At 52.8% G+C, this 15,755-nt stretch carries 12 protein-coding genes and 1 riboswitch; of the genes, 4 read left to right on the top strand and 8 right to left on the bottom strand.

The genetic code is table 11. From position 1 onward, the window contains the following. Positions 1-92: 92 nt before the first annotated feature. Positions 93-944 (bottom strand): glutamate racemase, encoded by an 852-nt coding sequence (gene murI / locus OGY72_RS00635; RefSeq protein ID WP_003847829.1) that lies wholly within the window; start codon positions 942-944, stop codon positions 93-95. Beyond that, entirely contained in the window at positions 889-2,745 is a 1,857-nt protein-coding gene (btuB, locus tag OGY72_RS00630) for a TonB-dependent vitamin B12 receptor BtuB (RefSeq protein ID WP_149281851.1), read from the bottom strand. The genes murI and btuB overlap by 56 nt, the downstream gene beginning before the upstream one ends. Before the next feature lie 65 nt (positions 2,746-2,810). Beyond that, positions 2,811-2,997: riboswitch (cobalamin riboswitch) on the bottom strand. Between the two features lie 115 nt (positions 2,998-3,112). Between btuB and trmA the strand changes: the two genes are divergently transcribed. Next, a complete protein-coding gene (trmA, locus tag OGY72_RS00625) occupies positions 3,113-4,213 on the top strand; it encodes a tRNA (uridine(54)-C5)-methyltransferase TrmA (protein WP_126957411.1) in 1,101 nt (366 codons plus the stop codon). Positions 4,214-4,295: 82 nt separating this feature from the next. Here trmA and OGY72_RS00620 read toward each other — a convergent pair whose 3' ends face one another. Both OGY72_RS00620 and fabR read right to left on the bottom strand, forming a co-directional pair. Further along, positions 4,296-4,655: a YijD family membrane protein gene (locus OGY72_RS00620; protein ID WP_003825114.1), complete on the bottom strand. Its 360-nt coding sequence runs from the start codon at positions 4,653-4,655 to the stop codon at positions 4,296-4,298. A gap of 15 nt (positions 4,656-4,670) precedes the next feature. After that, complete coding sequence (fabR, locus tag OGY72_RS00615; protein ID WP_003028862.1) at positions 4,671-5,306, bottom strand: HTH-type transcriptional repressor FabR; 636 nt, start codon at positions 5,304-5,306, stop codon at positions 4,671-4,673. Between the two features lie 191 nt (positions 5,307-5,497). On the opposite strand from fabR, the gene sthA reads away from it, so the two are divergent. Beyond that, positions 5,498-6,898, top strand: coding sequence for a Si-specific NAD(P)(+) transhydrogenase (gene sthA / locus OGY72_RS00610; protein ID WP_003028860.1), 1,401 nt, complete (start codon positions 5,498-5,500; stop codon positions 6,896-6,898). On the opposite strand, the gene oxyR is transcribed toward sthA, so the two are convergent. From oxyR to argC, 4 genes are all read right to left on the bottom strand, one after another. Continuing rightward, positions 6,881-7,798, bottom strand: a complete 918-nt coding sequence (gene oxyR / locus OGY72_RS00605; protein ID WP_003028858.1) for a DNA-binding transcriptional regulator OxyR — start codon at positions 7,796-7,798, stop codon at positions 6,881-6,883. The genes sthA and oxyR overlap by 18 nt on opposite strands. Positions 7,799-8,130: 332 nt before the next feature. After that, positions 8,131-9,501: an argininosuccinate lyase gene (argH, locus tag OGY72_RS00600; protein ID WP_149281847.1), complete on the bottom strand. Its 1,371-nt coding sequence runs from the start codon at positions 9,499-9,501 to the stop codon at positions 8,131-8,133. A gap of 108 nt (positions 9,502-9,609) precedes the next feature. Beyond that, the gene (gene argB / locus OGY72_RS00595; protein WP_003028854.1) at positions 9,610-10,383 is read right to left on the bottom strand and encodes an acetylglutamate kinase; all 774 of its coding nucleotides are present in this window, start codon (positions 10,381-10,383) and stop codon (positions 9,610-9,612) included. A gap of 10 nt (positions 10,384-10,393) precedes the next feature. Then, entirely contained in the window at positions 10,394-11,398 is a 1,005-nt protein-coding gene (gene argC / locus OGY72_RS00590) for an N-acetyl-gamma-glutamyl-phosphate reductase (protein WP_149384912.1), read from the bottom strand. A 155-nt stretch (positions 11,399-11,553) separates the two neighbouring features. Between argC and argE the strand changes: the two genes are divergently transcribed. Both argE and ppc read left to right on the top strand, forming a co-directional pair. Then, the gene (gene argE, locus OGY72_RS00585) at positions 11,554-12,705 is read left to right on the top strand and encodes an acetylornithine deacetylase (RefSeq protein WP_126319600.1); all 1,152 of its coding nucleotides are present in this window, start codon (positions 11,554-11,556) and stop codon (positions 12,703-12,705) included. 269 nt (positions 12,706-12,974) lie between these two features. Then, a complete protein-coding gene (gene ppc, locus OGY72_RS00580) occupies positions 12,975-15,626 on the top strand; it encodes a phosphoenolpyruvate carboxylase (protein WP_003825139.1) in 2,652 nt (883 codons plus the stop codon). The last annotated feature ends 129 nt before the right edge of the window (positions 15,627-15,755 follow it).

The raw sequence follows: 15,755 nt of genomic DNA, 5'->3' as shown, positions 1-15,755 counted from the left end.
GTCAGTGGAGGCGCATTATAGGGAGTTATTTCAGGCTGACAAGGGGAAATTTAAAATAATCTTCCGAGTGCGTATTTTTTCATCAAAACCACTTAAACTGACAGTTTTTCGAGCGTTTTAAAGCCATAGCGCTGTAGCACAGGCAATAATTGTTCAGCTTCTGTCGTCATTGCCATACAAAATGCGACGTTCTCATCGGTTGATTTCGCATCTGGTGCTTCATGCTCTAACAACCAGGCCGTGCGGCGCGCTATCGCGGCACCAGAATCCACCAGTCTCGTCCCCTCGGGCAGGACCTGTAAAAGCTCTTCCTGTAATAGAGGGAAATGAGTGCAGCCGAGCACTACAGTGTCAGGTGGTTCAGACATCCGCAGCCACGGACGCAGAATACGCCGCAGCTCTTCCAGAGAAACTGTTTCACCGTGTAGCTTCGCTTCCGCAAGTTCCACCAGCTCAGCAGAACCCAACATTGCAATTTGGCATTCGTTAGCGAATCGCGCAATCAGCTCATGGGTATACGAGCGCTTCACCGTTGCACGTGTAGCCAGTAGCCCCACAACACCGTTCGCCGTGAGTCGCGCTGCCGGTTTAATCGCAGGCACCACGCCCACAACCGGGAAAGCAAATTTCTCACGTAACGCAGGGAGCGACACCGTGCTTGCTGTATTACACGCGATGACCGCAAGAGAGAGGGGATAGCGCTGCTGGACCGCAGTCACAATCTCAACAACACGCTCGACGATAAACTCCTCGCTCTTCTCTCCATAAGGAAAGGCGACGTTGTCGAAAGCGTAGATATAGTGGAGATCCGGCAGAAGACGCCGGATCTCGTCATAGACCGACAACCCACCGACGCCGGAATCAAATACCAGCACGGTGGGACGGGGATCAGAAGGTGTAGCTGCCAGACAAGGTGTATTCCCGTCCTGCAGTTGCGTAGCCATAAACTGTCTCGTAATCTTTATCGAACAGGTTGGCGATTTTACCACGAACTGTCAGCTGTGAGGTGATTGGATATGACACTCCGATATCCCACAAGCTGACACCGCCCAATTTAACATCACGATTATTGTCGTAATCATTATCGTAACGTTCACCTATATATTGATAAGCAACGTTCCACCCCAAGTCCTGAACCTGCCCAGTTAACTCATACTTAACCTGCTGTTTTGCTCGGCGATAGAGTACCTTATTCGTATCATCATCCCGCGGGTCAACATACTGTAGCGTCAGGTGATGATCTACCGGGCCTGTCGTAACATTCCCAGTCCATTCCAGCCCTTTAATCGTGGCTGACTTAACGTTGACGTACTGGTTATTCTTGTAATCGATCAGGTTTTGAATTTCATAATGATATGCAGAAAGACGCCAATCAAGCGGCCCTGTCAATCCATCAATCCCTGCTTCCCACTGTTTAGATTCTTCCGGTTTCAAATTCGGGTTGGCTGCAATACCCGGCCCATAGGAAGAAGCAAAACGCGTAGCCCCGTATTGCTGACCAAGTGAAGGAGCCAGGAAACCTGTGCCATAAGAGAGCGTTGCACGGTAGCCATCAACAAACTCCCAGCCTGCAGCAGTCTGCCAGGTGCCATGCCAGCCGAATTGTTCATCATGATCTTCACGGCCTGAGGCTTCCAGCGTGACGCTTTCAATTTGTTGTTGCCCAGTTAGATAAAGTCCGGTCGTATCACGTTTATAAGCGTCCGATTTCGTGGTACTACTGGAAGTCAGCTTTTCTTGTTTCCAGTCGACACCACCGCTAATCGCTCCATGCCCAACCTCAACGTTATTTCCCCACTGAATATAGCGCTGTTCCATATTATCCAGCGTAGCATCCCCCGCATAACGACCGAGTTGATTGCTATAGTTGTAATCTTTGAGATGCTGGTAGTTAGCAATCAGTTGGGCGGAATAGATACCTGAGCTGTAACGAAGGCCGGAATCCCAGGACTGAGTGTAATTCTGAGCTTCGTCATTACCGCCAGCATAGCCATAAGAGCCCTGATCGTAATCGCTATTCGCCGTGTAGCCGTAACCACGGAAGAAACCGGAGAAGTTATCGTTAAACTTGTGCTGCAAGCCGCCCCAGAACAGTTTGTTGCGATAACCATCGCGATCGCTGTCGCCGCTGTAAGGGGAATCAGGTTGAATGTTAAAGCCTTTGGTCGTCTGGTAAGCGCCAGCCGCCGTCACCATCGTGTCACCAAATCGTTTATTTATCGTGCCGTCGTAGGTCTGATAACCATCAGTCCCCATACCTGCGTTGATCTGTGATTTCTCTTCATCACTCATCGTAATGATGTTAACCACACCACCGATCGCGCCAGACCCGTACACCGCTGAACGCGGCCCGCGAATGTATTCAACACGTTGCACCAACGATACCGGAATCTGACCAATATCAATCGCATTACCGATGCCCGCACGCGCCATCGGCACGCCATCAATCAATACCAGGACATGCCGGGACTCAGTACCGCGAACATACAGCGAGGAGCTTTTCCCCATACCGCCGCTTTGCGAAATATCTACGCCCGGCAATCGGCGCATGACATCATTGAGATCTTTTGACTGCCAGCGCTGAATATCTTCACGCGTCACCACATCAGTGGGGGCAAGGACGGTGTTAACAGGCTGCTGAAAACGGTTGGCAGTAACGACGAGAGTATCTGGGCTAGTATCCTGTGCCCAACCAGAAAATGCCGTGACGGAAAGTGCCGTGCACAGCAACGATTTTTTAATCATTGTAAAGCATCCACAATATAAGAAGGATGCCGCAGGTCCCACCGATAGTACGCGATGATGAAAGCCAGATGCGACGTTAGCCGGCAGGTCTTCGGGCTTGGAGGCAACTTAAAGAGACGATAACTTCCCACGGCATGCCGCAGTGTCTGCACCAGGTGCGCTCATCCCCTACCTTCCTTACCGCTGCGCGTCAGCTCCAGATTCACACTGGATTCCCTTTTAACTCACAGGACCGGAAAACGGATGCTACAGTTTGTTACAACCCACTGTCCAGACTGCGTATCACAATATCGGAAATCATCAATGACTGGACATCTGATGAGCAATCCCTACAATCCCCGCGTACTTTTATTTTTCAGGACGCATCATGACCCCCGAACACCTTCCGACAGAACAGTACGACGCACAGTTAGCTGAAAAAGTGGTGCGTCTGCAGAGCTTAATGACGCCATTTTATGCACAGGCTCCGGAAGTGTTTCGCTCACCGGTCAGCCACTACCGTATGCGCGCGGAATTCCGTTTGTGGCATGAAGGTGATGATCTGTACCACATCATGTTCGACAGCCAGACCAAAAACCGTATCCGTGTCGACAGCTTCCCGGCAGCCAGTGAGCTTATCAACACGCTGATGACGGCAATGATCGAAGGCGTTCGCAACAACCACGTCCTGCGTCACAAACTGTTTCAGATTGATTACCTCACAACCCTGAGCGATCAGGCGGTGGTATCGATGCTGTACCATAAAAAGCTGGATGATGAATGGCGTCAGGAAGCTGAAGCGCTGCGGGATGCGCTGCGGGCGAAAAACCTGAACGTACATCTGATTGGCCGGGCAACCAAAACCAAAATCGAGCTGGATCAGGACTACATTGACGAACGCTTGCCGGTTGCGGGTAAAGAGATTATCTATCGCCAGGTTGAGAACAGCTTCACCCAGCCGAATGCCGCCATGAATATTCAGATGTTGGAATGGGCGATTGATGTCACCAGGGGCTCAAAAGGCGACCTGCTTGAACTGTACTGCGGCAATGGCAATTTCTCGTTAGCCCTCGCACAAAACTTCAACCGCGTGCTGGCCACTGAAATCGCCAAGCCGTCCGTGGCTGCTGCACAGTACAACATTGCGGCTAACCATATTGATAACGTACAAATTATCCGCATGGCGGCCGAAGAATTTACTCAGGCGATGAACGGCGTTCGCGAGTTCAACCGTTTGCAGGGAATCGATCTGAAGAGTTACCAGTGTGAAACTATCTTCGTTGACCCACCGCGCAGCGGTCTGGACAGTGAAACGGAGAAAATGGTGCAGGCGTATCCGCGCATTCTGTACATCTCCTGCAATCCGGAGACGCTGTGTAAGAATCTGGAAACGTTAAGCCAGACGCACAATGTTTCACGTCTGGCGCTATTCGATCAGTTCCCGTATACGCACCATATGGAGTGCGGCGTACTGTTAACCAAGAAGTAAGACAGAACGTAGGCTGGATAAGCGCTACCTGTTCAGATTGCCGGATAGCGGCGTTGCCTTATCCGGCCTACCGCTACAACTGTTACTCCGCAATTTCCTGTTTACGGTTACGGACTTTAAAGCCGATCCAGAACACCAGAATTACAGACAGTACCGCCGGGAAGAAGTTAGAGCCAATATCCGGATATTCAGCGCGTACCACGGTGCTGTACAACAGAACGCCGAGGATAAAGCAGGCTGCAGCCAGGCCCGGCAATCCCACAGGCATGGTGCGGTTCTGATAGCGTTGATGCAGACAATACACCGTCAGCACCAGCGAAATGATCGGGAATACGGAGAATGGCACAATGGAGCTAAACAGCGCCGCAAATGTACCATTGATCGATAAGCCAGCAACCAGCGCCAGCAGCAGCGTACCTTTATCTTGACCTGACTGTTTCATTGCTTGTCCTTCTCGTTACTCGGAGTGGTGCGTCATCTTCTCTTGTTCACGGCGGTACCAATAAAATGCGCCTTTCGCGATCATGCGTAGTTGCAATACCAGCCGCTCTTCCAGCTGTCGGCGCTGTTCAGCGCCAACATCCAGTGCTTCTGCCCCGGCGCTGAACACAATGGTTACCATGGCTTCGGCTTGCGCTTCAGTAAACGCACGAGGCATATGGTTTTCGAGTTCCAGATAGTCCGCAAGTTCCGCAATGAAGTGCTGAATTTCACGAGCGACCGCTGCACGAAACGCTGCGGATGTCCCCGAACGCTCGCGCAATAATAAACGGAAGGCGTTGGGATTGTTGCCGATGAACTCCATAAATGTTGAGACCGAGGTGCGGATCACACTCCCGCCCTTCGCGATACGCTGGCGCGCCTGGCGCATCAACTGACGCAGCATCAGACCGCTTTCGTCCACCATCGTCAGGCCGAGTTCATCCACATCGCGGAAATGGCGATAAAACGAGGTTGGCGCAATGCCCGCTTCACGAGCAACTTCGCGTAAACTGAGACTGGCAAAACTGCGCTCAGCGCTCAGTTGACTAAATGCGGCTTCTACCAGCGAACGCCGGGTTTTTTCTTTTTGTTGCGCTCTAACGCCCATCACGATGTCTGAATCCTTCCACATACCTTGCTGGCACTATACCAGAGATTAGGCGGTTGGCATGGCTTTGTGAATGTTTGTTTACGCGCAGTTTGTGCTTCGACTTCGCAAAAAAGCACAACGATAATTGGGTTATCTCAACAACGATGTTACTATTCTGTTGCTTTTATGTATAAGAACAGGTAAGCCTGACCATGTCACATTCTTACGATTACGATGCAATAGTAATAGGTTCCGGTCCCGGCGGCGAAGGCGCTGCAATGGGTCTGGTTAAGCAAGGAGCGCGCGTCGCGGTGATTGAGCGCTATCATAACGTCGGCGGAGGTTGTACCCACTGGGGCACCATCCCGTCGAAAGCACTCCGCCACGCCGTCAGCCGCATTATTGAATTCAATCAGAACCCACTGTACAGCGACCACTCCCGACTCCTTCGTTCTTCTTTCGCCGATATTCTCAACCACGCTGATAACGTTATTAATCAGCAAACGCGTATGCGGCAAGGATTTTACGAGCGCAATCACTGCGAAATTTTGCAGGGGAATGCCCGTTTTGTTGATGAACACACGATCGCCCTGGAATGTCACGACGGTACGGTGGAAACGCTGACTGCGGATAAGTTTGTTATTGCCTGCGGTTCGCGTCCTTATCGCCCTGTTGATGTCGACTTTTCGCATCCCCGGGTTTACGACAGTGACTCTATCCTGAGCCTGCACCACGAACCCCGTCATGTGCTGATTTATGGCGCGGGGGTCATTGGCTGTGAATATGCGTCGATCTTCCGTGGAATGGACGTCAAAGTTGATTTAATCAACACCCGCGATCGTCTGCTGGCATTCCTCGATCAGGAGATGTCCGACTCGCTGTCTTACCACTTCTGGAACAGCGGTGTGGTCATTCGCCACAACGAAGAGTACGAGAAGATTGAAGGTTGCGATGACGGCGTCATCATGCACCTGAAGTCCGGTAAGAAACTGAAGGCCGACTGCCTGCTGTACGCCAATGGACGTACCGGTAATACCGATTCGCTGGCGCTGGAAAATATTGGTCTGAAAACCGACAGCCGTGGGCAATTGAAGGTCAACAGCATGTACCAGACGGCGCTGCCGCATGTGTACGCCGTAGGGGATGTGATCGGTTATCCGAGCCTGGCATCGGCAGCCTACGACCAGGGACGCATTGCCGCCCAGGCACTGGTAAAAGGCGAAGCCACCGCGCATCTGATCGAAGATATCCCAACCGGGATTTATACCATTCCGGAAATCAGCTCCGTTGGTAAAACCGAACAGCAGCTCACGGCAATGAAAGTTCCCTACGAAGTTGGCCGCGCCCAGTTTAAACATCTGGCACGTGCACAAATCGTGGGCATGAGTGTCGGAACGCTGAAGATCCTGTTCCATCGCGAAACCAAAGAGATTCTGGGGATCCACTGCTTTGGGGAGCGCGCGGCCGAAATTATTCACATCGGACAAGCGATAATGGAGCAAAAAGGTGGTGGTAACACTATCGAGTACTTCGTTAACACCACCTTTAACTACCCAACCATGGCAGAAGCCTATCGGGTAGCGGCGCTAAATGGCTTAAACCGCCTGTTTTAACGCACTGTCGAAATGGCCATCCATTGATCCACGGATGGCCTCTGCCAGCTGTTCATAACGGCTGCGCAGCGGCGAACCAGGACGGTACACCAGACCAATCGTGCGACGCGGTTCGGGTTTAATGCATGGCAGATAAACGACACCATCACGCTTACGCTCCGGCGGAACGGCCAGCGCAGGCAGCAAGGTAATACCACTGCCTGCCGCCACCATGTTACGCAGCGTTTCCAGACTGGTTGCCCGAAAATGGGTATCTTCATCAGCACCCGCTTCAAAGCAGAAACCCATCGCCTGATCGCGCAGACAGTGGCCATCTTCCAGCATCAGCAGTTTTTCACCCGCCAGATCGGACATCGGTACACAGTCACGGTTTGCCCATGGGTGATCTTCATAGATCGCCAGCAGCATAGGCTCATCAAATAATGGTACTTCGATGAACGCCTCACTCTCTTTCACCAGCGCCAGGATGACGCAGTCGAGCTTACCGCTATCCAGTTGCGCCAACAGCTGATGCGTCTGCGCCTCATGGAGATACATTTCCAGTTTTGGGAAGGTCTGGTGCAACATCGGAATAATATGCGGCAGCAGGTATGGCCCCACCGTTGGGATCAAACCAATATGCAGCGGGCCAGACATTGTCTCGCCTTGTTGGCTTGCCATCTCCTTGAGCACTTTGACCTCGCGCAGCACGGTGCGCGCCTGATCCACCAGCAGCAAACCGGCCTGGGTGAACAGCACCTTGCGACTCGTACGCTCCAGCAACATGACGCCAAGCTCATCTTCCAGCTTGCGGATCTGCCCGCTCAGCGTGGGTTGGCTAACGTGACAGGAGTCTGCCGCTCGTCGGAAGTGACGATGTTCGGCTAGTGCCACCAGGTATTCAAGATCACGAATATTCATTATTCATCCTCCATCGCCACGATAGTTCGTAGCGATAGGTAGCATAGCAACGAACGATTATCCCTATCAAGCTTTCTGTTTAATAATGCACCACAGAAACGGAACGGTACCCCTTTAACCCTTGAAGCTACTGTCCGTTTGAGAGTTTCTCTCATACTCGAAATAACTAAAGCCAACGTGAACTTTTGCGGACCTTGAGTCCGCATTTTTTTTGCATAAAAAAGCCCGGCGTCGCAAAGCTCGGCCGGGTTATGGTTTGGTAGGCCTGATAAGCGTAGCGCCATCAGGCAGAACGGCGCACAGTGCCGGATGGCGGCTTCGCCTTATCCGACCTACAGGCGTGCCTTCGCGTAGTCGATCGCCTGCGCAACCTGCTGTGGCGAAACGCCACCTTTCGCCGCGCGTTTATCCAGACACGATTGCAACGAGAGGATCGGGTAAACGTCATCGCCGATCACCTGGCTAAACTTTTGTAAGTCGGCAAGCGACAGCGCTTCCAGCGGTTTGCCCTGACGAATCGCCTCGACCACCGTTTCCCCTACAATATGGTGCGCTTCGCGGAACGGGACGCCTTTCGCCACCAGATAATCCGCCAGCTCAGTGGCGTTAGCATAACCCTGCTGCGCCGCTTCCTGACAACGCGGACGTTTCACCTGGATGCCATCCAGCACCAGCGCGGCCATATGCAGACAGTCCTGCCAGGTGTCGAGCGCGTCGAATAGCCCTTCTTTGTCTTCCTGCATATCTTTGTTGTATGCCAGCGGGAGGCCTTTTAACGTCATCATCATGCCGGTCAGCGCACCCTGCACGCGACCGCATTTGCCACGGATCAGCTCCAGCGCATCCGGATTTTTCTTCTGCGGCATCAAAGATGAACCCGAAGTCACACGATCGGACAGTTCAACAAAGCCCGCTTCGCCGGTGTTAAAGAAAATCAGATCTTCAGCAAAACGCGACAGGTGTACCATGCCGATAGAGGCGTCGGAGAGTAACTCCAGCACGTGGTCACGGTCAGATACGCTGTCCAGACTGTTGCGCGTTGCCGAGGCAAAGCCCAGCCAACCCGCCAGCTGCTCGCGATCGATTTCATACGCCGTACCCGCCAGCGCGCCGCAGCCTAACGGACTGACGTCTAGGCGTTTGAGCGCATCCTGCAAACGGCTCTCGTCACGCGCCAACATTTCAACATAGGCCAGACACCAGTGAGCAAACGTCACCGGCTGCGCACGTTGCAGGTGGGTGTAGCCCGGCATGACGGCGTCCTGGTTATTCTCCGCCGTCACCACCAGCGCAGTTTGCAACTGACGATTGGCCGACAGTAATTCGATAACCGTGTCTTTGCACCACAGCTTGAGATCGGTCGCGACCTGGTCATTACGGCTACGCCCAGTATGCAGTTTTTTACCAAGCTGGCCGACTTTATCAATCAGCTTACCTTCCACCCAACTGTGAATATCTTCGGCATCGCTTTGCAAAATCTGCTGAGGATTCGCACGAACCTCTTCCAGCAGGTTATTCAGCGCCTCTTCCAACTGCAGCTGTTCATCGGCGGTCAGTACACCGACTGTTACCAACGCTTTGGACCAGGCCACAGAGCCAACAATATCCTGTTCTGCCAGGCGGTAGTCAAAACGCAACGAGTCGTTGAACTGTTTGAACCGCTGATCTGCTGCCTGTGTAAAACGCCCACCCCAAAGTGCCATAACAAATTTCCTTAATATGATATTTTTGCCCGGTGGCGCTGCGCTTACCGAGCCTACAAAACCCACGTAGGCCGGATAAGGCGAAGCCGCCATCCGGCACATTAATAGTTAAGCCAGAATACGCGTACCAATTGGCGTGCCGTTAAACAGCGCCGGAAGTTGCTCTGCATGACGCCAGGAGGCGATATCCACCGGACGGCCCAGCGTACGCGCGGCATCCAGCGCCGCATTCACCTTCACGATCATGCCATCGGTAATAATGCCCTGTTCAATCAGCTGTTCCGCTTTCGCCGCGGTCATTTCGGCAATGCGCTGGCCTTTGCCATCCAGAATACCGCTCACATCAGAGAGCAGGATCAGATCCGCACCCAGCGTTGCCGCCAGCGCCGTTGCCGCCTGATCGGCATTCACGTTCATCAGCAGCCCATCATCAGTGACGCCAATAGAGCTTACTACCGGCAGAAAACCGCTTTCCAGCAGCGTGTTAATCAGCTTAGGCGAACCCGGTTGTGCCAGTCCAACATGACCCAGTTCTTTATCGAGCGGCGTCACTTTTACGCTGTCGCCATCGCCAAGATACAGACCAACAGACGCGATGTGATGCTTTTTCGCCCAGGCCAGCAAGGTTTTATTCGCCGTTCCCGCCAGGGCACCGGTAATAATGTCAATTTGATCGGCAGGCGTGACGCGCAGACCATTTTTCTTTTTCACAGGCAGATTCAGCTGCTTCATCAGCTCGTCGACCACGCAGCCGCCACCGTGCACAATGACCAGCGGACGCTGGTGCGACTCACGATAATTCACCAGTGCGGTAAACAAGCGCTCCAGCGCCTCTTCGCTATCCAGTAAAACGCCGCCCAGCTTGATAATTAATGGATTCATTGTTGCACCCTTAAATAAGAGACTGCGTTTGGGCAAAGCCAAAACGAATATTTGCGCACTGCATCGCCTGTGCCGCCGCGCCTTTCAATAAGTTGTCTTCCGTCGCCACAACGATCAAATGCTCACCCTGCACAGCAAACCCTATATCACAGAATGGTAATCCAACCACATTCTTCAGCGCTGGAACCCCTTTGTCATACAGACGCACCAGCGGTTTATCGCCATACGCCTGTTGCAGCGTCAGAGCTACCTGAGCATGAGTTACACCCGCGTTAAGGCGGCAAGTGATAGTTTCCAGAATTCCGCGCGGGAAGTTGCCCAGATGTGGGGTGAAAATCACTTCAGCCCCCAGATGAGTGGCGATTTCCGGCTGATGACGATGGGTAAACACGCCATACGGTTGCAGGCTTACTTCGCAAAAACTATTAGAGATAGCCGCTTTACGGCCCGCGCCGCTCACGCCGCTGGTCGCATTAATTACCGGCCACTGGCTGAGATCCAACAGTCCGGCGTCAATCAGTGGTTTCAGCGAAAGCTGCGCCGCCGTCGGGTAACAACCCGGCACAGCAATCAGATTCGCTTCTTTCAGCTTGTCCGCATTCCACTCCGCCAGCCCATAAACCGCCTGCTCCAGCAGGTCGGGATGCTGATGGGTAAAGCCATAATATTTTTCATAGAACGCGCCGTCGTTGACACGAAACGCGCCAGAGAGGTCAAACACCACGCAACCGGCCTGCAAAAACTGCGGAGCCAGGTCATGACTCACCTCATGAGCCGTTGCGAGGAACACAACATCCAACCCTGCGCTAAACTCGCTGATATCTGACATTGGCTGCAACGGTAAATCGACAATGCCTTTCAACTGCGGATGCAAATCGGAGATTAATTTTCCTGCATCATTGCTTTGCGCTGAGACGGTCAAAGCGGTTATGGTCATATCAGGATGGCGATTTACATAGGTCACAAGCTCTGCGCCGGCATAGCCACTGGCGCCCACAATCAGCGTATTCAACATCGGGGCTGCTCACCTTCTTAGATTCTGTTGCCAGGTATAAGCCTTTATCACCTCACCTTACACTTGGTGGGTTTTATTACGCTCAACGTTAATGTATTTTTATTCACAAATACTGCATGAATATTGATACTATCATGACCCGAGGTGTGTCAACAATGAAAAACAATTTACCGCCATTTATCGAGATTTACCGCGCTCTGATTGCCACGCCATCGATTAGCGCTACCGAAGAAGCGCTCGATCAAAGCAATGCAGGTTTAATCACTCTGTTGACGGGCTGGTTTAAAGATTTAGGCTTCAATGTGGAGGTCCAGCCGGTTCCCGATACGCGAAATAAATTCAATATGCTGGCGAGCATTGGACAGGGCGCTGGTGGTCTGTTGTTGGCGGGTCATACCGATACCGTACCCTTTGACGACGGACGCTGGACGCGCGATCCGTTCACCCTGACCGAACATGACAATAAGCTCTATGGTTTGGGTACGGCGGACATGAAAGGCTTCTTCGCCTTTATCCTCGACGCGTTGCGTGATGTCGACGTCACAAAGCTGAAAAAGCCCCTCTACATTCTGGCCACTGCTGACGAAGAGACCAGCATGGCGGGAGCTCGCTACTTTTCTGAAACCACTGCTCTGCGCCCAGACTGCGCGATTATTGGCGAACCCACTTCACTGCAACCGGTTCGCGCGCACAAAGGTCATATCTCTAATGCGATACGCATTCTGGGGCAGTCGGGTCATTCAAGCGATCCGGCGCGTGGCGTTAATGCGATTGAACTGATGCATGATGCCATCGGCCATATCATGCATCTGCGCGATGACCTGAAAGCGCGCTATCACCATGATGCCTTTACCGTCCCGTATCCAACGTTAAATTTGGGCCACATCCACGGCGGCGACGCCGCCAACCGAATCTGCGCCTGCTGCGAACTGCATATGGATATTCGCCCGCTACCGGGTATGACGCTAAACGATCTCAATGGGTTACTTAACGAAGCGCTGGCCCCTGTCAGCGAACGCTGGCCGGGTCGCCTGACCGTATCGGAACTGCATCCGCCGATTCCAGGCTATGAGTGTCCGCCTGACCATCAACTGGTAGAGGTGGTTGAGAAACTGCTGGGCGCACAGACTGAAGTGGTGAACTACTGCACCGAAGCGCCATTTATCCAGACGCTTTGCCCGACGCTGGTATTGGGTCCAGGTTCTATTAATCAGGCGCATCAGCCGGATGAATATCTGGAAACACGCTTTATTAAGCCAACTCGCGAATTAATCACCCAGGTTGTGCATCATTTTTGCTGGCATTAACTACTTGTCACCCCGCTAATCCTTAAGTGGTAAGCGGGGTGATTTTTTAACATTTCCATAAGCAACGCTTATTTGATTGGATGTGAATTAAATAACGTAAATTCACGGCATTTATTCGTTTGCTGAACCGATTTCGCAGCAATTGACGTCACGTGTTTTACGTGGCTTTATAAAAGACGGCTAAAAAGTTAAGTCCGCAAGATTTCGCGTGATAGTCAGGCGCGAAAGATACAGGACATATTCAAAATAGATGGGGTGTCTGGGTTAATATGAACGAACAATATTCCGCGTTGCGTAGTAATGTCAGTATGCTCGGCAAAGTGCTGGGAGAGACCATCAAGGATGCGCTGGGAGAGAACATTCTTGATCGCGTAGAAACAATTCGTAAGCTGTCCAAATCATCTCGCGCTGGCAATGAAGTTAATCGCCAGGAATTGCTCACCACACTGCAAAATCTGTCTAACGACGAGCTACTGCCGGTTGCCCGCGCATTTAGCCAGTTCCTGAACCTGGCCAACACCGCCGAGCAATACCACAGCATTTCGCCAAAAGGCGAAGCAGCCAGCAACCCGGAAGTGATTGCTCGCACTCTGCGTAAACTGAAAGAGCAGCCCAACCTCAATGACGCCACCATCAAGAAAGCCGTAGAATCACTCTCTCTGGAGCTGGTACTCACCGCCCACCCGACCGAGATCACTCGTCGTACGCTGATCCATAAAATGGGTGAAGTGAACGCCTGCCTCAAGCAGCTTGATAACAAAGACCTCGTCGATTATGAACGCAACCAACTGATGCGCCGTCTGCGTCAACTCATTGCTCAGTCCTGGCATACGGATGAGATCCGCAAGCTGCGCCCAAGCCCGGTTGATGAAGCCAAATGGGGTTTCGCGGTAGTTGAAAACAGCCTGTGGGAAGGTGTGCCGAACTACCTGCGCGAGCTGAATGAACAACTGGAAGAGCATCTGGGTTATAAGCTGCCGGTTGATTTTGTCCCGGTTCGATTTACTTCCTGGATGGGCGGTGACCGTGATGGTAACCCGAACGTAACGGCAGATATCACCCGTCACGTGCTGCTGCTCAGCCGCTGGAAAGCGACAGACCTGTTCCTGAAAGACATCCAGTTTCTGATTTCTGAGCTGTCGATGGTGGATGCCACGCCGGAGCTGATGGCGCTGGTAGGCGAAGAAGGTGCAGCTGAACCTTATCGCTATCTGATGAAAACCCTGCGTTCTCGTCTGATGGCAACCCAGGCCTGGCTTGAAGCCCGTCTGAAAGGCGAGAAATTGCCGAAACCTGCGGGACTTCTCACCCAAAACGAACAGCTCTGGGACCCGCTATACGCGTGCTACCAGTCTCTACAGGCCTGTGGCATGGGCATTATCGCCAATGGCGAATTGCTCGACACCCTTAGGCGCGTGAAGTGTTTCGGTGTACCGCTGGTGCGTATTGATATTCGTCAGGAAAGCACCCGTCATACTGAAGCCCTGGGCGAACTGACTCGGTATCTGGGCATTGGCGACTACGAAAACTGGTCGGAAGCGGATAAACAGGCTTTCCTGATCCGCGAACTGAATTCCAAGCGTCCGCTCCTGCCGCGTAACTGGGAACCGAGCAACGACACCCGCGAAGTGCTCGACACCTGTCGGGTCATTGCCGAAGCCCCATATGGCTCCATTGCCGCCTATGTTATCTCGATGGCGAAAACTCCGTCGGATGTGCTGGCCGTGCATCTGCTGCTGAAAGAAGCCGGAATTGGTTTTGCTATGCCGGTCGCTCCGCTATTTGAAACGCTGGACGACCTCAACAATGCCGATGACGTCATGTCGCAACTGTTGAATATCGACTGGTACCGCGGCTTTATTCAGGGCAAACAGATGGTCATGATTGGCTACTCTGATTCCGCAAAAGATGCGGGCGTGATGGCGGCCTCCTGGGCGCAATACCAGGCTCAGGACGCGCTAATCAAAACCTGCGAAAAAGCCGGTATCGAACTGACGCTGTTCCACGGTCGCGGTGGTTCCATTGGTCGCGGCGGCGCGCCTGCCCATGCAGCGCTACTCTCTCAACCGCCGGGCAGCCTGAAAGGTGGTCTGCGCGTGACAGAACAAGGGGAGATGATCCGCTTTAAGTACGGCCTGCCGGAAGTGACCATCAGCAGCCTGTCGCTGTATACCGGAGCAATTCTGGAGGCCAACCTGTTGCCACCGCCAGAACCGAAAGATAGCTGGCGTCATATCATGGATGAACTTTCCGATATTTCCTGCGAGCTCTATCGTGGATATGTGCGTGAAAACAAAGACTTCGTCCCTTATTTCCGCTCAGCTACACCGGAGCAGGAACTGGGTAAACTCCCGCTCGGTTCACGTCCGGCAAAACGCCGTCCGACCGGCGGGGTAGAGTCTCTGCGCGCCATTCCGTGGATCTTCGCCTGGACGCAGAACCGCCTGATGCTCCCGGCCTGGCTGGGTGCAGGTACCGCGCTGCAAAAAGTGGTTGAAGACGGCAAGCAAAGCGAACTTGAAGCCATGTGCCGCGACTGGCCATTCTTCTCCACACGCCTTGGCATGCTGGAAATGGTTTTCGCGAAAGCAGACCTGTGGCTGGCAGAGTATTACGATCAGCGCCTGGTCAAAAAAGATCTGTGGCCGTTGGGTGCAGAGCTACGCCAACGCCTGGCAGCAGATATCGATGTCGTACTGGCGATTGCCAACGACTCACATTTGATGGCCGACCTGCCGTGGATTGCCGAGTCCATTCAGTTAAGAAATATTTATACTGACCCGCTAAACGTATTACAGGCAGAGCTGTTACACCGCTCACGCCTGGCGGAAGAGCAAGGCAATGCACCGGACCCTCGCGTGGAACAAGCATTGATGGTCACAATCGCTGGTGTCGCCGCTGGTATGCGTAATACAGGCTAACATCCCTCCCCCGTCGCCTTCGTGCTATTATTCGGAGGCGACGGCAAAAACCGCTGTTACAACCACTTCATTTTCAATATATTCCCCCTCGAATATATTCACTAAATGAATATATAGATGGCAAAACAC

The sequence above is a fragment of the Citrobacter sp. Cpo221 genome, assembly GCF_030332345.1.
GTDB classification, from domain to species: Bacteria; Pseudomonadota; Gammaproteobacteria; order Enterobacterales; family Enterobacteriaceae; genus Citrobacter; species Citrobacter portucalensis.
This window is presented reverse-complemented; position numbering and strand designations above follow the sequence as displayed.

Bases quoted from the DNA above. Each gene is read 5' to 3' on its own strand.
- murI (WP_003847829.1), bottom strand. From the start codon at position 944: ATGGCTACGCAACTGCAGGACGGGAATACACCTTGTCTGGCAGCTACA.
- btuB (WP_149281851.1), bottom strand. From the start codon at position 2,745: ATGATTAAAAAATCGTTGCTGTGCACGGCACTTTCCGTCACGGCATTT.
- trmA (WP_126957411.1), top strand. From the start codon at position 3,113: ATGACCCCCGAACACCTTCCGACAGAACAGTACGACGCACAGTTAGCT.
- OGY72_RS00620 (WP_003825114.1), bottom strand. From the start codon at position 4,655: ATGAAACAGTCAGGTCAAGATAAAGGTACGCTGCTGCTGGCGCTGGTT.
- sthA (WP_003028860.1), top strand. From the start codon at position 5,498: ATGTCACATTCTTACGATTACGATGCAATAGTAATAGGTTCCGGTCCC.
- oxyR (WP_003028858.1), bottom strand. From the start codon at position 7,798: ATGAATATTCGTGATCTTGAATACCTGGTGGCACTAGCCGAACATCGT.
- argH (WP_149281847.1), bottom strand. From the start codon at position 9,501: ATGGCACTTTGGGGTGGGCGTTTTACACAGGCAGCAGATCAGCGGTTC.
- argB (WP_003028854.1), bottom strand. From the start codon at position 10,383: ATGAATCCATTAATTATCAAGCTGGGCGGCGTTTTACTGGATAGCGAA.
- argC (WP_149384912.1), bottom strand. From the start codon at position 11,398: ATGTTGAATACGCTGATTGTGGGCGCCAGTGGCTATGCCGGCGCAGAG.
- argE (WP_126319600.1), top strand. From the start codon at position 11,554: ATGAAAAACAATTTACCGCCATTTATCGAGATTTACCGCGCTCTGATT.
- ppc (WP_003825139.1), top strand. From the start codon at position 12,975: ATGAACGAACAATATTCCGCGTTGCGTAGTAATGTCAGTATGCTCGGC.